Genomic DNA, 19,258 nt, shown 5'->3' on the forward strand with positions numbered 1-19,258 from the left:
TCTTCGGCGCGATCGAGGAGCGAGGGCATGAAAAAAGGCGCTGTCTACAGACAGCGCCTTGGCGCGACGGGATGACCGCAGCATCCGCTCATGCGATGCCGAAGGACGTGGCGACCGAGCGCAACCGTGGTTCGGATGCGTGGGATGCTGCCCATTCGACTACCTCCGCTTCTCTCAAGCGTCGGTTTCAGAGTAATGCACCCAGCGGCATGCGGGCGCACACGGCGGTTAACGCCATGTTGCGTGTCGGGGAACGAAACCCCCGGTCAGGGCTCTCAGCCGGCGTTGGTGGTCAGCCACGCCCAGGGGTCGACGACCTGGTCGTTGATGTGCACCTCGAAGTGCAGGTGGCACGCGGTGGAGCTTCCGGTCGAGCCGACGACGCCGATCTGCTGGCCGGCCGAGACCGTCTGCCCCGCCGAGACCATGCGGCTGCCGTACGTCATGTGGCCGTACAGCGTCCACACCGACTGGCCGTTGAGCACGTGGTCGATGACGACCGCCACGCCGTAGCCGCCGTAGCTCTCCTGCGAGATGCGCACGACGCCCGAGGCCGCCGCATACAGCGGGGTGCCGCAGGACGAGAGCAGGTCGACGCCCTGGTGGTAGCCGGAGTCCCACAGGCCGCGGCCCTTGGTGAAGTTCAGGATGGGCCAGCGCACGGCGCCGCTGCCGGCGCTCATGCTGACGTTGACGGGCACCGACGCGGCTGCGGCGGCGGCGGCGCGAGCGCGCTCGGCCGCAGCGGCGGCCGCGGCCTCCTTCGCCTTCTTCGCGTCGATCTCCTTCTGCGTGGTCGCCGAGTAGCTCTCACGGGACAGGTCGACCGACTCGGCGTCCGACGCCACGACGAGCGACTGGGCGTCGTCGAGCGCGATCTGCTGAAGCGTGACGGCCTCGTCGCCCGTGGTGCGGAAGGCGCCGTAGGCGGGGAGGGCGACGGTGGCGATGAGCCCGCCCACCATCGTGAGGATGACAGCGCTCTTGAGGGGATTGACCTTGCGCTTGCGGGACGCCTTGGCCGGACGGCGCGGGGCGGGGGCAGCGGCGGAACGCGTCGCCGGCGTCGAGGAGGGACGCGTCGGCGCGACGCGACGCGAGCGGTCGCGTCTGGTCAGACCCGCCGCGTACGACGAGTCATCACCCTGGGGCGTATCTCTGTCTTCAGCCAATCGATCCTCCGGCGCCTCGACGCCGGGGGCGCCGGTTCGTCAGCACTCGATGTTCGGGGGCACGTTGTGCATTCACCGCTCAGAGGACGAACCGGGAGGCGATCTGAGTGGTGTCCGGGCGGCGGGCTTCGCGCCTGTCGGACTGTTCGAGGCTACCGGAAGGTAACGAACATGTCACGTTTCAACGCTGGCAGACCCCTGGACATCCCCTGAACACCGCGTTCGACGCGTCTCGACGACCCGGATATCCGGCCGTCAGACCGGAAATCCGTCAGTCGGCGCCGTCGACGAGGAAGATGTGTCCCGCCATCTCGACGGGCAGCTCCAGCGCGTCGTCACGGCCGTCCATCTGCACGAGGACGTAGCCCTCGCTGTATCGGTAGTCGCCGTGCGCGCCCGGCACGACGCCCGCCGAGGAGAGCTGCTGCAGCAGCTCGGGATCCACCTGCGCGGGCTCGGCGAGCCGGCGCACCGTGCCGGTGATCGGCCCGCCGGCGGCGTTCAGCTTCTTCACGAGCCCGACCACGCCCTGCTCGAACTGGTTCGCCGGAAGGTCGCCGAGCTGGTCGAGGCCGGGGATCGGATTGCCGTAGGGGGACTCGGTCGGATGCCCGAGCAGCTCGACGAGGCGGCGCTCGACCTTCTCGCTCATGACGTGCTCCCACCGGCACGCCTCGTCGTGGACGTACGCCCAGTCGAGGCCGATCACGTCCGAGAGCAGCCGCTCGGCGAGGCGGTGCTTGCGCATGACGTCGACGGCCTTCTGGCGGCCCGCTTCCGTCAGCTCGAGGCGTCGGTCGTCGGTGACGACGACGAGCCCGTCGCGCTCCATGCGACCCACCGTCTGCGAGACCGTCGGCCCGGAGTGCCCGAGACGCTCCGAGATCCGCGCGCGCAGCGGAACGATGTTCTCCTCTTCGAGTTCGAGGATCGTGCGCAGGTACATCTCGGTGGTGTCGATCAGATCGGTCATCGGGGTCGTCCTCGCTTCGGATTCGAGCAAAGGACAGCCTAACCGGCCTCGCTCCCCCTGCGGCGAGCGCACTCCGTGTCACAGGGGGACCTTCGTCCGGTCGCGGCAGGCCGTTCTCCCTAGAATCGAGCCATGTCACACGTCCTGCTGCCCCGTGAACTCCTGCCCGTCGACGGACGATTCGGCTGCGGCCCCTCGAAGGTGCGCGCCGCTCAGATCGAAGCGCTCGTGGGCCCGGGAGCCTCCATCCTGGGCACGTCGCACCGGCAGGCCCCGGTCAAGAACCTCGTCGGGCACGTCCGCTCGCGCCTGGCCGAGCTGTTCCGGCTGCCGCACGGCTACGAGATCGTCCTCGGCAACGGCGGATCGACGGCGTTCTGGGACGCCGCGGCGTTCGGCCTCATCGAGAAGCGCAGCCAGAACCTGGTGTTCGGCGAGTTCGGCGGCAAGTTCGCCAAGGCGGCGGCCGCCCCATGGCTCGACGCGCCCGATGTCCGCAAGGCGGAGCCGGGCACGCGCGCCGTTCCCGAGGCCGTGGAGGGCGTGGACGTGTACGCCTTCCCGCACAACGAGACCTCCACCGGCGTCGCGGCGCCGATCGCCCGCGTCGCCGGCGACGACGGCGCCCTCACCGTCATCGACGCGACCAGCGCCGCCGGGGGCATCGACTTCTCGGTGCACGAGACCGACGTGTACTACTTCGCGCCGCAGAAGAACCTCGCCTCCGACGGCGGACTGTGGTTCGCCGCGGTCTCTCCGGCCGCGATCGAGCGCATCGAGCGCATCGCCGCATCCGGGCGCTACATCCCCGAGTTCCTCAGCCTGAAGAACGCGCTGGACAACTCGCGGCTGAACCAGACCCTGAACACGCCCGCGATCGCGACGCTGTTCCTGCTCGGGCAGCAGCTGGACTGGATGGTCGAGAACGGCGGGCTGCAGTGGGCGGATGCCCGCACGCACGAATCCTCCGACGCGCTGTACGCGTGGGCCGAGGTGTCGGAGGTGGCGACCCCGTTCGTCGCCGACCCCGCCGACCGCTCCCCCGTCGTCGTCACCATCGACTTCGACGACAGCGTCGATGCCGCCGCGATCGCGAAGAGCCTGCGCGCGAACGGCATCGTCGACACCGAGCCCTACCGCAAGCTCGGCCGCAACCAGCTGCGCATCGCGACCTTCGTGTCGATCGAGCCGGACGACATCCGCCAGCTCATCCGCTGCATCGACTACACGCTCGAGAACCTGTGAGCCGCGGCGGGCGCGCGCTCACCCGGCGGCGCCCGCCTGGACCTCCTGGATGTAGGCGCGGATCGTCGGCACCGACTCCAGCTTCTCCTTGAAGAAGCCGTTCACGACGTTGACGACCCGCGTGCGCGCGCCCTCGATCTCGGCGGTGCGCGTGACGAGGTCGGCCTTCGACTCGAGGGTTCGGCGCAGCGCCAGCAGCGCGTCGACGATCTCGATCTCGACGTCGCCCTCGAGCGCACGAGCCACCTCGACCACCAGCTCGTCCGCCTGCGTGCGCACCTGCTCGATCGGGATCGCCGAATCGGGACGCGTGGCGTTGTCGAGCGTCGAGATGAGCGACCACACCTGGTAGAGCATCGTCGCCGGCTCGTCGAACAGCTCGCGCACGAACGCCGCGTCCAGGTGCCGGCCGGAGAGCCGGAACAGGTTGTACATGCGCTTGGCGGCCTTGCCGTAGTTCAGGTTCTTGGTGAGGTACTTGCGGACCTCCCCCTCGAGCGCATCGACGTAGTCGTCGAGCGCGTCGTCGGAGACGTGCGCGACGACCTTCACGAACGTCGGCACGGCGTCGGCGTCGAGATAGACCTCCTGGAAGTAGGCGTCGAGGTAGCCGTCGAGCGGCACGATCGCGCCGTCCGGCGCCTCCCACGTCACATCGATCACGTTGCTGGCGTTGGCCAGTCGCACGCGGTCCGGGTCGGCGACGACCCAGTCGAGCTTGCACCAGCCCGGATCCTGGGCGGCGTCCTCCCAGCGGATGACCTGTTCACGGCCGTCGGCGGAGGTCCAGTGCAGCACGCCCTCGGCGATCTCCTCGGGCGTCCACGAGACCGGTGCGCCCGCGCGCACGGGAGCCCCGGCGTGCTCCCCGCTCGCGGGGTAGCTGCCGAGCTTGCCCTCGATGAACTGGTAGCCGTCGCCGCGATCGAACGCGCGCGCCTTCTCGCGCATCAGCTCGCCGAGGATGCGGCACGCCTCGTCGCGCGTGTCGGCGCGGATGTTGAGCCGCTGGAAGTAGTCGCAGTCTCCCGGATAGCTCTGGATCTTCGACTGGGCGGCCGAGCCCGACAGCGCCAGCGCGCTCTCGGCGACGCCGTCCGGCCCGGTCACCTCGACGATGCGCCCGATGCGGCGGAACCGCTCGAGTTCGCGCGGGCTGAAGTCGAGCATCGAGATGCGATGGCCGAACACGCCCGATCCGGCATCGACGACGAGGTCCTCACCCCCGATCGCCATCGCCGCGAGCCATCTCAGCGTCTCGCTCTCATCTAGTTCGATCCCGCGAGCGCGAGCGGATGCCGCCATCTCGCGCACCGCGATGACCGGGTCGAAATCGCCGGACGCCGCCTGGGCGTCAGCGCCCTGCTGGTCCTCCGGAGTCGTCATGTGTCCCCTCTCCCGCACGCGCACGCATCGCTCGCAGGAGCTCCGCCTGATCGCGCGCGTCCTCGAGGGCATTGTGGCTGAGTTCACGCCCGCTGAGGAAGAGGGGGGCGAGCCGGCGAAGGCTCGCGTCGCGCCAGGAGCGTCCCGTGAGGCCCATCGCGAACGACTTGATGTCGAACGAGGAGTGGCCGAACGGATTGCGCCCCAGATAGCGCTGGAAGTAGTCGGCGACGAACATCCAGTCGAATCCGGCGTTGAAGCCGACGAACAGCGGAACCCGCCCGCCGGGGGTCATCTCGTCGATCCAGGCCGCGAAGCGCGCCATCGCGTCGGCCGGGTCGGCGCCGGTGCGGACGAGGTCGTCGATCGAGAGCCCGCTCACGGCGATCGCCTCGGGAACCACCGCGTCGCGGTCCGGTCGCAGCTCGACGTAGAAGCCCGACGCGGGGTCGTCGACGACGCACGCGCCGATCGACAGCAGCGCGTGACCGCTCGGGCTGGGCCCCGCCGTCTCGACGTCGACCGAGATCAGGACCTCGGCCGGCGCGTCCTCAGGCGCCGCGGTCACCCGCGCTCGTCGGAGTCGTCGTCATCGTCGGACTCATCGTCGTCGGACTCGTCGTCATCGTCGTCGTCGGATTCGTCGTCATCGTCGGACTCATCGTCATCGTCGGAGTCGTCATCATCGGACCCGTCGGACTCGTCATCGTCGTCGTCAGACTCGTCATCGTCATCGGACTCACCGTCATCCTCGGAGTCGTCATCCTCATCATCGGGCTGCTGCTCGTCGAGCTCGTCGATGTCGACGCCGTCGACGTCGCCCGCGTGGAGGATCGGGGACCCGTCCGGGTCGAAGTCCGATTCGTCCATGTCGTCGACGTCGTCGAGGTCCTCGTCTTCGAGACCGCTTTCGTCGGCATCCGACGCGTCGTCCGCACCCTCGGCCTCCTCGGCCGCGGCGGCCTCGGCGGCTGCCGCCTGCGCAGCCTGATAGTCCGCGAGGCGCTCGGCCCACGGCACCCAGTCCGGAGCCAGCAGCGCGCCGTCGCCGGGCAGCAGCTCGGCCTCGAGCACGGTCGGCTCGGCGTCGTCGACGCGGGCGACGCTCACCGTCCAGTACCACCCGGGGTAGCCGCCCAGGCGGTTCTCGAAGCGCAGCGACACCACGCCGTCGGCCTCGAGCCGGTAGCCGGCGGCCGGGCCGACCGAGGCGGGCGTCGTGATCTCGTGCAGCGCGGCCAGGGCGAGGTCGCGCGCGTCCAGCAGGGCCGGATCGGCGTCAGGCGTCGAGCTCATCGGCGACCTTGCGCAGCACGGCTGCGACCTTCTTCGCGTGGCTGCCGCTCGGGTAGCGTCCGCGGCGCAGATCGCCGCCGATGCCGTCGAGGAGCTTCACGAGGTCCTCGACGATGATCGCCATGTCGTCGGCCGGCTTGCGCGAGCGCTTGGCGAGGCTGACGGGAGCCTCGAGGAACCGCACCGACAGCGCCTGCGGGCCCTTGCGGCCGTCGGCGACGCCGAACTCGAGACGAGCCCCCTGCTTGGGCGCGGGGGATCCGGCGGGAAGGGCGCTGGCGTGCAGGAACACGTCCTGACCGTCATCGGCGGCGATGAAGCCGAATCCCTTGTCCTCGTCGTAGAACCTGACCTTGCCGGTGGGCATCGCGCGAACCTCGCATGAGAAGAGCCCGCGGTCGCGGGCATGACGGAACCCGGGGTGGATGGACCCCGACCTCCAGACTACGGCACGCGCGGCACCGGGTACGCTGGAGCGAATGAGCACCCGAACTCCGGGCGACGACGTCCCCGTCCGCCCGATCGACCGCCTCCTGGCCTTCATGTCGCTGGGACTGCTGCTGCTGTCGGTCCTGGCGTTCTTCGCGATCATGATCGGATCCAGCACCGGCGCCGACATGTCGGCAGGCGTCTGGCCGGCGGTCGGCATCCTGGTCTACATCGCGCCCGTCGTCGCGTTCATCCTCCTGCTGACGGTGCTCGTCATGAGCCTCGTCCGTCGCTCCCGGGCGAACCGAGGCGACTGAGTGCCCTCCGACGAGCGCGCACTCGCGACGTGGCTGGCCACTCGCGAGGACGCCGCGCTCGCGGAGATCCTCGCCGCGCGCAGCGTCTCGACGTCGGCGTCGTGGCAGGACTTCTTCGACGCCGCCGACGGTCTGCTCGACGCCGGCTCGCTCGACCGCGCGATCACGGGTCTCGAGCGCGAGACGCTCATCGCCCTGCTCGCCGACGAGCCGCCCGCCGCGGGCCGGGTGCGGGAGCGCCTGGCGACGCTCGCCCTGCTCGGCGAGGACGGGCGCCCGCTCCCGCTCGTGCGCGATCGGGCCGAGGCGCTCCGGTCCTCCGCACCGGATGCGTTCACGGAACCGGCCGCTCCCCCGCCGCCGGCGCCCTCCGAAGCCCGCCAGGCGGCCGCCGCCGCCGAGCGGCTCTTCACGACGTCGGGCGCACTGGCCGACGTCCTGCTCACCGCCCACGCGACGCCGCTCACCCGCACCGGGGCGGGCGCCGTCAGCGCGGTCGACCGCAAGCGCCTCATCGAATCCGGCGCCGTGCACTCCCTCGACGAGCTCGACGACCTCGTGCTGCTCGCCGAGAGCGCCGGACTCGCCGTGCCGATCGACAAGGAGTGGACCGTCACCGACACCGCGCGCGCGTGGCTCGAGGCACCCACGGCGCAGCGCTGGCTGAGCGTGGCCGACGGATTCCGCTCGTCCCTGCCCGCGGGCCTGCGCACCCCCGAGGGCGGATGGATGCCCCTGGAGCTGTGGCCCGGCGCCTACCCGCTCGATCCCGACTGGCCGGGGAGGGCCGACCGGCTGCTGCGCGCCGCGACGCGGTGGGGCCTCGTCGCCGCCGACGGAAGCGAGCCGGCCTGGACGACGCCGCTGCGCGAGGGGCGCGCGGCCGACCCGGCGCCGCTGGCGGCCATGCTCCCCGCCGAGATCGACCGCGTGTACCTGCAGGCCGACCTCAGCGCCATCGCCCCCGGCCCCCTCGCGCCGGCGCTCGATCTGCGCCTGCGGGCGCTGGCCCGGCGCGAATCGCGCGCGCAGGCGTCCACGTACCGTTTCACGGCGGAGTCCCTGACGGCCGCACTCACCGAGGGCGAGACGGCGGAGTCGATCCGCGCGTTCCTCGGGGAGCTCTCGCTCACCGGCATCCCGCAGCCGCTGGAGTACCTCATCGAATCGACCTCGGCCCGGCACGGCCTGATCCGGGTCGCCGGCGACCCCGCCTCGGAGCGCACGCGCATCGACAGCGACGACCTGGGCGTGCTCGACGCCCTGTCGGTCGACCAGGCGCTGCGGCCCCTCGGTCTCATCGCCGACGGCGGCGGGCTCGTCACGCGCGTCGGGCGGGACGCCGTCTACTGGTCGCTCGCCGACGCCCGGTACCCCGTGGTCGCGATCGACGCGGACGGCCGCACCGAGGCGATGCACCGGCGCACGGCGACCGGCACAGCGGCATCCGCTCCTGATCCGGTGCAGGCGTACGCGCCGCTCATCGAGGCCCTGCGGCAGGGTCACGGCGACTCGGGCGAGGACGCGTGGCTGCAGCGGGAGCTGGAGCAGTGGGTCCGTGCACGCGCCGAGATCGTCGTCACGGTCCGCATGCCCGACGGCAGCGAGCGCGCGCTCACCATGGAGGCCACGGGCCTGGGCGGCGGGCGTCTGCGCGGGCGCGATCGCGCGGCCGACATCGAGCGCACGCTGCCGGTGACGAGCATCGTGAGCGTGCGCGCGGTCTGAGACCGCCCGCCCTCAGCCGTCTTCTGCCGTGCCGCCCCGCATCAGCCGGGCCTCGTGATCGCGGATCGCCGGGATGATCTCGTCGAGGAGATCGTCGACCTCATCGGCGTCATAGCCGTCGGCGAACAGCCCCGCTCTGCTGAACCGGTGGATCACCAGGTCATCGGCGCGCAGACCGGTGGAGGACCGCCCGGACTCGTACGCCGCGAGAGCATCGGCGCACGCCTCCAGGACGCCGTCGACCTCGTCCTTGTCGAACACGTCGCCCGCGAACAGGGACAGCGGCGTCCGACGGCGGACCGGGAGGGTGAGTGCACGGACATCGGAGCTGAGCATGCCGCGACGCTACCCGGATCGGGCCGCGCGCCGCGTGAGTCCTCCACAGGCCCGACGCGACTAGACTGGTCCGTTATGGCTGACGGCCCACTCATCGTCCAGAGCGACCGCACCGTGCTGCTCGAAGTGGCACACCCCGACGCGGAGAACGCGCGGCACGAGCTCGCGATCTTCGCCGAACTCGAACGCGCCCCCGAGCACATCCACACCTACCGCATCACGCGGCTGGGGCTGTGGAACGCGCGAGCGGCGGGCCACGACGCCGAGGACATGCTCGCCACGCTCGAGCGCTGGTCGCGCTTCCCGGTGCCGCCGTCGGTGTCGATCGACATCGCCGAGACCGTGAACCGCTACGGGCGGCTCGTCATCGAGCGCACCCCGGCCGCCGAGGACGGCACCGGCGGCGAGCTCGTGCTGCGATCGACGGATGCCGCGGTGCTCGCCGAGGTGTCGAAGAACAAGCGCATCCAGCCGCTGCTGATCGGGCATCCCTCCCCCGACACCTACGTCGTCGACCCGTGGGCGCGCGGCCACATCAAGCAGGAGCTGCTGAAGATCGGCTGGCCGGCCGAGGACCTCGCCGGGTACACGCCCGGCACGCCGCATCCGATCGACCTCGCCGAGGACGGCTGGCACCTGCGGCCGTACCAGCGCAAGGCCGTCGACACCTTCCACGACGGCGGCTCGGGCGTCGTGGTGCTCCCCTGCGGCGCCGGCAAGACCCTCGTGGGCGCCGGGGCGATGGCGGCGACCCGGACGACCACGCTGATCCTCGTCACCAACACCGTCAGCGCCCGCCAGTGGCGCGACGAGCTGCTCAAGCGCACGAGCCTGACCCCCGAGGAGATCGGCGAGTACTCCGGGCAGTCCAAGGAGATCAAGCCCGTCACGATCGCGACGTACCAGATCCTGACAGCCAAGCGGAAGGGCCAGTACGCGCACCTCGCGCTGCTCGACGCGCTCGACTGGGGCCTGGTCGTGTACGACGAGGTGCACCTGCTGCCCGCGCCCGTCTTCAAGCTCACCGCCGACCTGCAGGCCCGCCGGCGCCTGGGCCTGACCGCGACGCTCGTACGCGAGGACGGCCGCGAGGGCGACGTGTTCAGCCTCATCGGCCCCAAGCGCTTCGACGCGCCGTGGAAGGAGATCGAGGCGCAGGGGTTCATCTCGCCCGCCGTCTGCTACGAGGTGCGCGTGGACCTGCCGGCCGGTGAGCGTCTCGAGTACGCCGCCGCGGCCGACGAGGAGCGCTACCGCCTCGCCGCGACGGCGCCCGCGAAGATCGGCGTGGTGCGCAGCCTCGTCGAGCGCCACCGGGGCGAGCGCATCCTCATCATCGGCCAGTACCTGGATCAGATCGACACGCTGTCCGAGGCGCTGGGCGCCCCCAAGATCACCGGGCAGACACCCGTGGACGAGCGCGAGGAGCTGTATCAGGCGTTCCGGGAGGGCGAGATCTCGGTGCTGGTGGTCTCGAAGGTCGCGAACTTCTCGATCGACCTGCCCGAGGCATCCGTCGCCATCCAGGTGTCGGGCTCGTTCGGCTCGCGTCAGGAGGAGGCCCAGCGCCTGGGGCGCCTGCTGCGCCCGAAGAAGTCCGCCGACACCGCGAGCTTCTACACGCTCATCGCCCGCGACACCGTCGATCAGGACTTCGCCCAGAACCGGCAGCGCTTCCTCGCCGAGCAGGGCTACAGCTACATGATCCTGGACGCCCACGAGGTCGCCGCCGCCTGAGCCCGCGGCGCGGTGTCGACTGTCGCACCGTCACCGCATGCGGTAGCGGAGGAACACGAACCCCTCGTCGTCGGTGATCGCGTGCACGAGGGCCATCGCACGCTCCTCCTCGGCCGCGCCCTGCAAGATGCGGCCCGCGTCCCCGCCCGCCAGCGTCGGCGACAGCGTGAGACACAGCTCGTCGACGAGGCCGTCCGCCACCAGCGCGCCGAACAGACCGGGCCCGCCCTCGCACAGGATCTGGGCGAGGCCCCGCTCGGCCAGCATGGTGCGCATGAGCGCGAGGTCGACCGCCCGCTCGCCGCACCGCAGGACGTCGGCGACGTCCTCGAGCGCGTGCAGCCGTTCCGCGGGGGCGTGGCCGGACGTGATCACGATGGGCGTCGTGACGGCCCCCGCGAAGAACGGGTCGGCCGGATCGAGGTCGGCACGGCCGGTGACGACGGCCAGCCGCGGCTGGGTCGGCAGCCCGTGCTCGCTGCGCCACGCGGCCAGGTCGTCGCCGACCCGCATGCCGCCGTAGCCTTCCGCGCGGACCGTTCCCGCCCCCACGACGACGACGTCCGACAGCGCCCGCAGCACCTCCATGAGCGTACGGTCCGTCTCACCGCCGAGGGCTCCGCTCCGGTCGCCCAGGGTCGCCGCGCCGTCGGCGCTCGCGACGAAGTTCATGCGCACGAGCGGCGCCGAACGCCCCGGCAGCGCGTACGCGTCGAGCAGGTCGGCGGCGGAGGGCATCACTCGTTCCCTTCTGGTCGCATGTTGTGCACGAGCGCGTCGGCCGGCGGCACGCGCCACCCGAGGATCGCCTCGAGCATGCGGACGGCGTCGACGGTCTCGGCGACGTTGTGCACGCGGACGATGCGGGCCCCCTGCTGGACGCAGTAGACCGCCGCGGCGAGCGATCCCGCCAGGCGCGCGGCACGGTCGCGTCCGAGCGTCTCGCCGATGAAGTCCTTGTTCGAGAGGGCGACCAGCAGCGGCGATCCGAGGGCCGCCACCTCGCCCAGCCGCCGCGTCAGCTCGAGCGAGTGCAGCGTGTTCTTGTTCAGGTCGTGACCGGGGTCGAGGATGATGCGGTCGGGCGGGATGCCGGCGGCCAGCGCCCGTGCGCGACGGTCCTCGAGCCACGTCACGACCTCGGCGACGACGTCGTCGTAGCGCGGCATGGGCAGCTGTGTGCGGGGCGCCGCCAGACTGTGGGCGACCACCACGGCGGCGTCGCTGTCGGCGACCACCTGCGCCATCGCGGGGTCGGCCAGCCCCGTGGTGTCGTTGATGATCGCCGCGCCCGCCGCGATCGCCGCGCGCGCGACCTCGGGCTGGAACGTGTCGACGCTGACCGCCACGACCCCGGCGAGCTCGCGGACGACCGGCACCACGCGCGCGATCTCCTCCTCGACGGGCACAGGCGGGCCGGGGGCGAACTTCACACCGCCGACGTCGACGATCTCGGCGCCGTCCTCGACGGCGCGCCGGCCGGCCTCGACCGCGGTGTCGAGCGCGAACGTGGCGCCGCGGTCGTAGAACGAGTCGGGTGTGCGGTTGACGATGCCCATCACGGCGACGCGATGGGCGAGGTCGAGCGTCCTGTCGCCGGCGCGCAGCCAGGCGGTCGCGGAGCGCGCGGTCATGCGGCCAGGCCCGCGATGTCGACGCCCGGATCCCGGAGCGCATCCGGCTCGACCCGCGCGCCGGAGCGGATGAGCGCCTGGATGTCGTCCTGCACATCCCACACGTTCACGTTCATCCCGGCGACGACGCGGCCGTCGTCGAGCCAGAAGGCGATGAACTCCCGGGCTTCGAGATCGCCGCGGACGACGACGTCGGCGTCCGTCATGAGCGTCGGGAAGCCCGAGAGCTCCATCCCGAGGTCGAACTGGTCGGTGTAGAAGTACGGGATCCCGGTGTGGCGGACGTCCTCGCCCAGCATCGACCGCGCCGCGACCTCACCGCCGGCACGGGCGTTCTCCCAGTGCTCGCTGCGCAGGTGACGCTGCACGAGCGGGTGATAGCTGCGCGCGACATCGCCGGCGGCGTAGACGTCGGGGGCGCTCGTGCGCAGATGCTCGTCGGCGAGGATGCCGTCCTGGACCCGGATGCCGGCGGCCTCGGCCAGCGCGGTGTCCGGCGTCGCGCCGACCCCGATGACCACGATGTCGGCGGCGACCGTCTCTCCGTCCGCGACGACCCCCGAGACGGCGCCGTCCACGACGAGCGCGTCGACCGACGCCGACGACCGGATCGTGACGCCGTGGTCGCGGTGCAGGCCCGCGAACACCTCGCCCATGCGGGGGCCGAGGGCGGCACCCAGCGGCACCGGGGCCCGCCCGAGCACCGTGACGTCGTTGCCGAGCCCGCGCGCGGTCGCCGCGACCTCCATCCCGATCCACCCGGTGCCGATCACGGCCACGCGGCGCCCGCCGTGGCGCAGGGACTCGGCGAGGGCGTCGGCGTCGTCGATCGTGCGCAGCACGTGGACCCCCCGGGCATGGGCGCCCGGCAGCGGCAGCCGGCGCGGCGAGGCGCCCGTGGCGACCAGGAGCGCGTCGTAGGCGAGGTCTGTCCCGTCCGCGAGCCGGACGCGATGCCCGGCAGGGTCGATCGCGGTCGCGCGCGTCGCCGTGCGCAGGTCGATGCCCTGCTCGCCGTACCATTCGGCGGAGTGCAGCACGACGGCATCCGCCCCCTCGTCTCCGGCGAGATAGCCCTTCGACAGCGGCGGGCGCTGATAGGGCGGATGCTGCTCGGCGGCGACGACGGTGACGTCCGCATCGGGGGACCGCTTCCGCAGCGTCTCGGCCGCCGATCCGGCCGCCTGTCCCCCGCCGATGATCACGTGATGCACCATCGCGCGCTCCTCGTCTCGTGTGCTCGAAGCCCCGCTCCGACCCTATGCCCGCGAGGGTCGGGGAGGGGCCGCGATCCCGGCCCGCCGCACGGATATCCAGCGCGCGCATCGAATGGGTGGCAATAATGGCCATATGACCGCACCGCGCATCCTCGTCGTGGACGACGAGCCGAACATCCGCGACCTGCTCATCACGAGCCTTCGCTTCGCGGGGTTCCAGGTTCGAGCAGTCTCCAACGGAGCCCAGACGATCTCGGCCGTCCTCGAGGAGGAACCCGACCTGATCGTGCTCGACGTCATGCTCCCCGACATGAACGGGTTCAGCGTCACCAAACGGCTCCGCGGCGCCGGATACACCGCGCCGATCCTGTTCCTGACCGCCAAGGACGACACCGAGGACAAGATCACGGGCCTCAACGCCGGCGGCGACGACTACGTCACCAAGCCGTTCAGCCTCGACGAGATCGTCGCCCGCATCCAGGCGATCCTGCGCCGCACGATGCAGGCCGACGAGGAGTCGGTGATCCGCGCCGGCGAGCTCACGATGGATCAGGACACCCACGACGTGCAGGTCGGCGATGTCTCGATCGACCTGAGCCCGACCGAGTTCAAGCTGCTGCGCTACCTGATGCTCAACCCGAACCGCGTGCTGTCGAAGGCGCAGATCCTCGACCACGTGTGGGAGTACGACTTCAACGGCGACGCCGGCATCGTCGAGAGCTACATCTCGTACCTTCGCCGCAAGATCGACCCGCACTCGTCCGAGCCGCTGATCCAGACCAAGCGCGGGTTCGGGTACATGCTCAAGGCCGGCAAGTCGGCCTAGCGGGCGTCGAGGAGGCCCGTCCTGACCGAGAAGAACGACGCCGTCACCCGCTGGTGGCGATCGACGAGCCTGCGTGCGAAGGTGACGGGCGTGGCCGTCGCCGTGCTCGCGATGGGTCTGCTCGGCGCGGGGATCCTCACCACGACCTTCCTGCGCGGGGCACTCGCGTCGACGGTCGAGGACACCGTGCGCGACCTGGCGCGCACCGACGTGGCTTCGCAGCAGTTCGACATCTTCGTCGAGCGGGGCGAGCTCGTCGTCGAACCATCGGACACGGCGCGCGACACCGACCTCTTCGTCGCGGTCTACGGTCCGACCCCGGGCGAGCTGCTCGCGGTCGCGGGGGGACGCGGTGCGACGCCCCCGGACCTGCCCGAGACGTTTCCCCCCGACCGCGCCTACCAGCGCGACGGCGTCTACACCGTCTGGAGCGAGGACGGCGAGGCCGAGTACCGCTACGCGGTGACGGTCCAGGAGGTCCAGAACGCGGGCACGCTGTACACCCAGCTGGTCGCCGCGCCGCTCGCGGGCGTCAACCGCACGATCGCGACGTACCTCGGCATCTACAGCATCATCGCGGTCATCACCATCGCCCTCGGCGCCATCCTGATCCGGCTGCTCGTGACGCTCGCGTTCCGCAGTCTCGGCCAGGTCGAGGCGACCGCGATGTCGATCGCCGAAGGCGACTTCAGCACACGCATGACCGAGATCGAGCCCGGCACCGAGGTCGGACGCCTCAAGCGCGCCATCAACGCCATGCTCGATCGCGTCGACGGCGCCATCACGCAGCGCGACTCGACCGTGCAGCAGATGCGGCGCTTCGTCGGAGACGCCAGCCACGAGCTGCGCACTCCCCTGGTGACGGTGCGCGGCTATGCCGAGCTGTACCGCATGGGGGCCATCCAGGGCGATGAGCAGGTCGCCCAGTCGATGGACCGCATCGAGAAGGAGGCCATCCGCATGGGCGCGATGGTCGAGGATCTGCTCGCCCTCGCCCGGCTCGATGAACGGCGCGACGTCGTGATCACCGACGTCGACCTGCGCCCGATCGCACGCGACGCGGCGCTGGACGTGCGCGCGACGTCTCCGCTTCGCGAGGTCACGGTCATCGACACGACCTCCGAGACGATCTCCGCCCCCGCGCCGCCGCTCAAGCCCGCCGAGCCCGAGGCGAAGAAGCGGCGCTCGGGGCCGAGTCTGGCGATGCTCCGGCGACGGGCCCGCCAGACCGAGCCGCCCGCGCCCGAGCCGCCCGCGCCCGCGTCATCGGCGCCGCCGCCGAGCCACCGCGAACCGGTCGTGCTCGGCGACGAGAACCGCATCCGCCAGGTCGTGACCAACCTGCTCGGCAACGCCCGCCGGTTCACGGCCGACGATTCGCCGATCGAGCTGCGCGTCGGCGTGGATCAGACCCAGGGCAGCGGGTGGATCGAGGTCAGCGACCACGGCCCCGGCGTCCCCGACCAGATCAAGGAGAAGATCTTCCAGCGGTTCTGGCGCGCCGACACGTCGCGCACGCGCGAGACCGGCGGATCGGGGCTCGGCCTGTCGATCGTGGCGTCGATCATGGATGCGCTGCACGGCTCGGTGACGGTGATGGACACCCCCGGCGGCGGCGCGACGTTCCGGGTCGCCTTCCCCCTCGCGCGCGCCCGCGATGCGGAGGAGCACCGCGACCTCGAGACACAGCCCCTGCAGCCCCCGCCGGGCTAGCCGCCCGGTCCGCTGCGCGCTATCGCCGCCCGGGGTGTGCGCGCATCCCTCGCACCGTCTCTCCTCCCCAGCGATCCGGAATCGGCTGCCGTCCCCAGACCGGCCCGCGCGAGCGCCGGCGGCGGAGCCGGAATCTAGCGTGAAGGCAGCGGGGAACGGCATCCGGCCTCCCCCTGTTCGAGGAGGTTCCATGGCCGTCTTCTCCGTCGACAGCGACGCCGTCATCGCCGCGACCGGCTCGGTGCGCAACACGATCGACCGCATCGAAGGCGAGACGCACGCGATGATGTCGCAGCTGACCCAGCTGCAGTCCACGTGGACCGGCGGGGCGTCGAGCGCCTTCCACGCCGCCGTCGAGCAGTGGCGCGTCACCCAGCGCCAGGTCGAGGAGTCGCTGGCGGGCATCAACGCGGCGCTCGCCTCGGCGGGCCGGCAGTACGCCGAGGCCGAGCAGGCGACGATGAGCCTGTTCCGCTGAGACGCAGAAGAGCCCCGGCATCAGCCGGGGCTCTTCTGTCAGGTGCGATGGATCAGAAGTCCATGCCGCCGGTCGGGTCGGCCGGAACCGGCGCGGCCTTCTCGGGCTTGTCGGCGACGACGGCCTCGGTCGTCAGGAACAGGCCCGCGATCGACGCGGCGTTCTGCAGAGCCGAGCGGGTCACCTTGGCGGGGTCGATGATGCCCTGTGCGAACAGGTCACCGTACTCGCCGGTGGCGGCGTTCAGGCCGTGGCCGGCCGGCAGCTCCGACACCTTGTTGGCGACGACGCCGGGCTCCAGGCCCGCGTTGAGCGCGATCTGCTTGAGCGGAGCCTCGATGGCGACCTTCACGATGTTCGCGCCGGTCTGCTCGTCGCCGACGAGCTCAAGGCCGTCGAACGCCGTGGCGCCCGCCTGGATGAGGGCCACGCCGCCACCGGGGACGATGCCCTCCTCGACGGCCGCCTTCGCGTTGCGGACGGCGTCCTCGATGCGGTGCTTGCGCTCCTTGAGCTCGACCTCGGTGGCCGCGCCCGCCTTGATGACGGCCACGCCGCCGGCGAGCTTGGCGAGGCGCTCCTGCAGCTTCTCGCGGTCGTAGTCGCTGTCGGTGTTCTCGATCTCGCGACGGATCTGGGTCACGCGGCCCTCGATGAGCGACTGCTCACCGGCACCCTCGACGATGGTGGTCTCGTCCTTGGTGATGATGACCTTGCGCGCACGGCCGAGCAGGTCGAGGGTGGCGTTCTCGAGCTTGAGACCGACCTCCTCGGTGATGACCTGGCCGCCGGTGAGGATCGCGATGTCCTGCAGCTGAGCCTTGCGACGGTCGCCGAAGCCGGGGGCCTTGACGGCAGCCGACTTGAAGATGCCGCGGATCTTGTTGAGCACCAGGGTCGCGAGAGCCTCGCCCTCGACGTCCTCGGCGATGATGAGGAGCTCCTTGCCCTCCTGGATCACCTTGTCGACGACGGGCAGAAGGTCCTTGATGTTCGAGATCTTCTGGTTCGCGATCAGGATGTAGGGGTCCTCGAAGACCGCCTCCTGACGCTCCGGGTCGGTGACGAAGTAGGGGTTCAGGTAGCCCTTGTCGAAGCGCATGCCCTCGGTGAGCTCGAGCTCGGTGCCGAACGTCTGCGACTCCTCGACGGTGACGACGCCCTCCTTGCCGACCTTGTCGATGGCCTCGGCGATGAGCGCGCCGATCTCCGGGTCAGCGGCCGAGATCGAGGCGGTCGCAGCGATCTGCTCCTTGGACTCGACCTCCTTGGCGTTCTCGAGCAGCTCGGCGGTGATGGCGGCGACGGCCTTCTCGATGCCCTTCTTGAGCGAGATGGGGTCGGCGCCGGCCGCGACGTTGCGCAGGCCCTCGCGCACGAGCGCCTGGGCGAGGACGGTGGCCGTCGTCGTGCCGTCACCGGCGACGTCGTCGGTCTTCTTCGCGACCTCCTTGACGAGCTCCGCGCCGATCTTCTCGTACGCGTCCTCGAGCTCGATCTCCTTGGCGATCGACACGCCGTCGTTCGTGATGGTGGGTGCGCCCCACTTCTTCTCGAGCACGACGTTGCGACCGCGCGGGCCGAGGGTCACCTTGACGGCGTCGGCCAGGATGTTCAGGCCGCGCTCGAGGCCGCGGCGGGCCTCCTCGTCGAAAGCGATGATCTTTGCCATAAGTGTGTCGTCCCTCCCGGACGGTGGCTGTCGGACTTAGCACTCAGCAAGATGGAGTGCTAACACATTCTGGCACTCGCCCCTATCGAGTGCAAGCCGCGTCGAACAGTGCCGCAACACGACGGAACGGAGCGCCCCATGCGGGGGCGCTCCGTTCCGAGGTCGTGGTGTCGTCAGGCGACGACGCGGACGGATTCGGCCTGCGGACCCTTCTGTCCGGTCCCGACGGTGAACTCCACCGTCTGACCTTCTTCGAGGACGCGGAAGCCGGTCATCTCGATGTTCGAATAGTGGACGAACACGTCGCGGCCGTCGGACACCGTGATGAAGCCGTAGCCCTTCTCGGCGTTGAACCACTTGACGGTTCCCTGGGTCATGCGAATCTCCTGTAGCTGTGGGACTGGGGCCCATCGTATTCATCGGAGAATTCACGGAATCGCCCGCGGACGAAGTGTTGACACGCATGCCGCGAAGTGTTTACGGGCGCGAAACACGCGCCGCCGGTCCGGTGCTCGGTCAGGGCGACGGCGTCGCGCTGGGCGACTGCTCGATGCGGTCCAGGCCCAGGACGACCGTGAGCTGCGAGCTGCCCTCGACCGCTGCCTGGTACACGTCGCTCTGCTCGACGCGGGCGCCGCCGACGACCTCGGCGAGACCGAGCGCGGCCGCTTCGTCCTCGGCGTCCAGGTAGTAGACCGTCGTCTCGGCGAAGTCCTGGCTGCCGGCCTCGCCGGCGGTGACGTCCGAGGACGACCAGCCGGCGCCGAGCACGACATCCTTGGTCTGCGTCGCCAGGCCCTCCTTCGGCGTCGCGTTGAGGATGAGCACCTGATACGCCGTGTCGACGGCGGGCTCGACGGTCGGAACGGGGGTGGCGGTGATCGTCGGCTCGGGCTCGGGCGCCAGCTCGATGCGGCCCGAGACGACCATCGTGGCGAACACGCCGACGATCGTCAGGACGACGGTCGCGGCGGCCGCCCAGAAGAAGAGCGTCCACCCGTGCAGGTGCGGCTGCTCGGCACGGTGGGCGCCGATCCGGCCGCCGTCCTCGGGGAGGTCGTCGAAGCGATCCCGGGGGAAGGAGGACTCTGGCACCCCA

20 protein-coding genes are annotated in these 19,258 nt (G+C 70.9%); 7 read left to right on the forward strand and 13 right to left on the reverse strand.

Annotated elements, in window-relative coordinates; all coding sequences use genetic code 11:
- Nucleotides 1-275: 275 nt before the first annotated feature.
- Both HD594_RS14370 and HD594_RS14375 read right to left on the reverse strand, forming a co-directional pair.
- Nucleotides 276-1,172: a M23 family metallopeptidase gene (locus HD594_RS14370; protein ID WP_246414059.1), complete on the reverse strand. Its 897-nt coding sequence runs from the start codon at nt 1,170-1,172 to the stop codon at nt 276-278.
- A gap of 271 nt (nt 1,173-1,443) precedes the next feature.
- Entirely contained in the window at nt 1,444-2,145 is a 702-nt protein-coding gene (locus tag HD594_RS14375) for an iron-dependent transcriptional repressor DtxR (RefSeq protein ID WP_184751595.1), read from the reverse strand.
- Between the two features lie 132 nt (nt 2,146-2,277).
- On the opposite strand from HD594_RS14375, the gene serC reads away from it, so the two are divergent.
- On the forward strand, nt 2,278-3,390 hold the full coding sequence (serC, locus tag HD594_RS14380; protein WP_184751596.1) for a phosphoserine transaminase: 1,113 nt from the start codon (nt 2,278-2,280) through the stop codon (nt 3,388-3,390).
- 18 nt (nt 3,391-3,408) lie between these two features.
- Here serC and HD594_RS14385 read toward each other — a convergent pair whose 3' ends face one another.
- The 4 genes from HD594_RS14385 to HD594_RS14400 are packed head-to-tail and all read right to left on the reverse strand — an operon-like array spanning nt 3,409 to nt 6,439.
- Nucleotides 3,409-4,776 carry a hypothetical protein gene (locus tag HD594_RS14385; protein WP_184751597.1) on the reverse strand — a complete coding sequence of 456 codons (1,368 nt, stop codon included), beginning with the start codon at nt 4,774-4,776 and terminating at the stop codon, nt 3,409-3,411.
- Nucleotides 4,745-5,344, reverse strand: a complete 600-nt coding sequence (locus HD594_RS14390) for a 3'-5' exonuclease (RefSeq protein ID WP_184751598.1) — start codon at nt 5,342-5,344, stop codon at nt 4,745-4,747. Before HD594_RS14390 ends, HD594_RS14385 begins: the two co-directional genes overlap by 32 nt.
- The gene (locus tag HD594_RS14395; RefSeq protein WP_184751599.1) at nt 5,341-6,072 is read right to left on the reverse strand and encodes a DUF3027 domain-containing protein; all 732 of its coding nucleotides are present in this window, start codon (nt 6,070-6,072) and stop codon (nt 5,341-5,343) included. Before HD594_RS14395 ends, HD594_RS14390 begins: the two co-directional genes overlap by 4 nt.
- The gene (locus HD594_RS14400; RefSeq protein WP_184751600.1) at nt 6,056-6,439 is read right to left on the reverse strand and encodes a cold-shock protein; all 384 of its coding nucleotides are present in this window, start codon (nt 6,437-6,439) and stop codon (nt 6,056-6,058) included. Before HD594_RS14400 ends, HD594_RS14395 begins: the two co-directional genes overlap by 17 nt.
- A gap of 112 nt (nt 6,440-6,551) precedes the next feature.
- Between HD594_RS14400 and HD594_RS14405 the strand changes: the two genes are divergently transcribed.
- Together HD594_RS14405 and HD594_RS14410 are read left to right on the forward strand one after the other, a co-directional pair.
- The gene (locus HD594_RS14405) at nt 6,552-6,818 is read left to right on the forward strand and encodes a multidrug ABC transporter ATPase (protein ID WP_184751601.1); all 267 of its coding nucleotides are present in this window, start codon (nt 6,552-6,554) and stop codon (nt 6,816-6,818) included.
- On the forward strand, nt 6,819-8,546 hold the full coding sequence (locus HD594_RS14410) for a helicase-associated domain-containing protein (RefSeq protein ID WP_184751602.1): 1,728 nt from the start codon (nt 6,819-6,821) through the stop codon (nt 8,544-8,546).
- A 12-nt stretch (nt 8,547-8,558) separates the two neighbouring features.
- Here the strand turns inward: HD594_RS14410 and HD594_RS14415 are convergent, their stop codons facing one another.
- The gene (locus HD594_RS14415; protein WP_184751603.1) at nt 8,559-8,882 is read right to left on the reverse strand and encodes a DivIVA domain-containing protein; all 324 of its coding nucleotides are present in this window, start codon (nt 8,880-8,882) and stop codon (nt 8,559-8,561) included.
- Nucleotides 8,883-8,957: 75 nt separating this feature from the next.
- On the opposite strand from HD594_RS14415, the gene HD594_RS14420 reads away from it, so the two are divergent.
- Nucleotides 8,958-10,619, forward strand: coding sequence for a DNA repair helicase XPB (locus HD594_RS14420; protein ID WP_184751604.1), 1,662 nt, complete (start codon nt 8,958-8,960; stop codon nt 10,617-10,619).
- A 30-nt stretch (nt 10,620-10,649) separates the two neighbouring features.
- Here the strand turns inward: HD594_RS14420 and HD594_RS14425 are convergent, their stop codons facing one another.
- From HD594_RS14425 to HD594_RS14435, 3 genes are read right to left on the reverse strand one after another with little or no spacing between them, the layout of a single operon-like run.
- The gene (locus HD594_RS14425) at nt 10,650-11,357 is read right to left on the reverse strand and encodes a pyrimidine reductase family protein (RefSeq protein WP_184751605.1); all 708 of its coding nucleotides are present in this window, start codon (nt 11,355-11,357) and stop codon (nt 10,650-10,652) included.
- Entirely contained in the window at nt 11,357-12,253 is an 897-nt protein-coding gene (gene folP, locus HD594_RS14430; protein WP_184751606.1) for a dihydropteroate synthase, read from the reverse strand. Before folP ends, HD594_RS14425 begins: the two co-directional genes overlap by 1 nt.
- The gene (locus tag HD594_RS14435; protein WP_184751607.1) at nt 12,250-13,470 is read right to left on the reverse strand and encodes an NAD(P)/FAD-dependent oxidoreductase; all 1,221 of its coding nucleotides are present in this window, start codon (nt 13,468-13,470) and stop codon (nt 12,250-12,252) included. Before HD594_RS14435 ends, folP begins: the two co-directional genes overlap by 4 nt.
- A gap of 133 nt (nt 13,471-13,603) precedes the next feature.
- On the opposite strand from HD594_RS14435, the gene HD594_RS14440 reads away from it, so the two are divergent.
- The 3 genes from HD594_RS14440 (at nt 13,604) to HD594_RS14450 (ending at nt 16,487) form a co-directional block, all read left to right on the forward strand.
- Nucleotides 13,604-14,296, forward strand: a complete 693-nt coding sequence (locus HD594_RS14440) for a response regulator transcription factor (RefSeq protein ID WP_184751608.1) — start codon at nt 13,604-13,606, stop codon at nt 14,294-14,296.
- 90 nt (nt 14,297-14,386) lie between these two features.
- Nucleotides 14,387-16,009 (forward strand): sensor histidine kinase, encoded by a 1,623-nt coding sequence (locus tag HD594_RS14445; protein ID WP_309297722.1) that lies wholly within the window; start codon nt 14,387-14,389, stop codon nt 16,007-16,009.
- A 190-nt stretch (nt 16,010-16,199) separates the two neighbouring features.
- Nucleotides 16,200-16,487 (forward strand): WXG100 family type VII secretion target, encoded by a 288-nt coding sequence (locus HD594_RS14450; RefSeq protein ID WP_184751609.1) that lies wholly within the window; start codon nt 16,200-16,202, stop codon nt 16,485-16,487.
- A gap of 52 nt (nt 16,488-16,539) precedes the next feature.
- Here HD594_RS14450 and groL read toward each other — a convergent pair whose 3' ends face one another.
- The 3 genes from groL to HD594_RS14465 all read right to left on the reverse strand — a co-directional run bounded on the left by groL (nt 16,540) and on the right by HD594_RS14465 (nt 19,254).
- Nucleotides 16,540-18,159 (reverse strand): chaperonin GroEL, encoded by a 1,620-nt coding sequence (groL, locus tag HD594_RS14455; protein ID WP_184751610.1) that lies wholly within the window; start codon nt 18,157-18,159, stop codon nt 16,540-16,542.
- Between the two features lie 173 nt (nt 18,160-18,332).
- The gene (locus HD594_RS14460) at nt 18,333-18,536 is read right to left on the reverse strand and encodes a cold-shock protein (protein ID WP_184751611.1); all 204 of its coding nucleotides are present in this window, start codon (nt 18,534-18,536) and stop codon (nt 18,333-18,335) included.
- 139 nt (nt 18,537-18,675) lie between these two features.
- Nucleotides 18,676-19,254 carry a LytR C-terminal domain-containing protein gene (locus tag HD594_RS14465; protein WP_271171151.1) on the reverse strand — a complete coding sequence of 193 codons (579 nt, stop codon included), beginning with the start codon at nt 19,252-19,254 and terminating at the stop codon, nt 18,676-18,678.
- Nucleotides 19,255-19,258 lie beyond the last annotated feature (4 nt).

The sequence above is a fragment of the Microbacterium thalassium genome (assembly GCF_014208045.1).
GTDB lineage: Bacteria > Actinomycetota > Actinomycetes > Actinomycetales > Microbacteriaceae > Microbacterium > Microbacterium thalassium.

Bases quoted from the DNA above. Each gene is read 5' to 3' on its own strand.
- HD594_RS14400 (WP_184751600.1), bottom strand. From the start codon at position 6,439: ATGCCCACCGGCAAGGTCAGGTTCTACGACGAGGACAAGGGATTCGGC.
- HD594_RS14375 (WP_184751595.1), bottom strand. From the start codon at position 2,145: ATGACCGATCTGATCGACACCACCGAGATGTACCTGCGCACGATCCTC.
- HD594_RS14435 (WP_184751607.1), bottom strand. From the start codon at position 13,470: ATGGTGCATCACGTGATCATCGGCGGGGGACAGGCGGCCGGATCGGCG.
- HD594_RS14425 (WP_184751605.1), bottom strand. From the start codon at position 11,357: ATGCCCTCCGCCGCCGACCTGCTCGACGCGTACGCGCTGCCGGGGCGT.
- HD594_RS14395 (WP_184751599.1), bottom strand. From the start codon at position 6,072: ATGAGCTCGACGCCTGACGCCGATCCGGCCCTGCTGGACGCGCGCGAC.
- HD594_RS14450 (WP_184751609.1), top strand. From the start codon at position 16,200: ATGGCCGTCTTCTCCGTCGACAGCGACGCCGTCATCGCCGCGACCGGC.
- HD594_RS14420 (WP_184751604.1), top strand. From the start codon at position 8,958: ATGGCTGACGGCCCACTCATCGTCCAGAGCGACCGCACCGTGCTGCTC.
- HD594_RS14405 (WP_184751601.1), top strand. From the start codon at position 6,552: ATGAGCACCCGAACTCCGGGCGACGACGTCCCCGTCCGCCCGATCGAC.
- HD594_RS14440 (WP_184751608.1), top strand. From the start codon at position 13,604: ATGACCGCACCGCGCATCCTCGTCGTGGACGACGAGCCGAACATCCGC.
- groL (WP_184751610.1), bottom strand. From the start codon at position 18,159: ATGGCAAAGATCATCGCTTTCGACGAGGAGGCCCGCCGCGGCCTCGAG.
- folP (WP_184751606.1), bottom strand. From the start codon at position 12,253: ATGACCGCGCGCTCCGCGACCGCCTGGCTGCGCGCCGGCGACAGGACG.
- serC (WP_184751596.1), top strand. From the start codon at position 2,278: ATGTCACACGTCCTGCTGCCCCGTGAACTCCTGCCCGTCGACGGACGA.
- HD594_RS14460 (WP_184751611.1), bottom strand. From the start codon at position 18,536: ATGACCCAGGGAACCGTCAAGTGGTTCAACGCCGAGAAGGGCTACGGC.
- HD594_RS14415 (WP_184751603.1), bottom strand. From the start codon at position 8,882: ATGCTCAGCTCCGATGTCCGTGCACTCACCCTCCCGGTCCGCCGTCGG.
- HD594_RS14385 (WP_184751597.1), bottom strand. From the start codon at position 4,776: ATGACGACTCCGGAGGACCAGCAGGGCGCTGACGCCCAGGCGGCGTCC.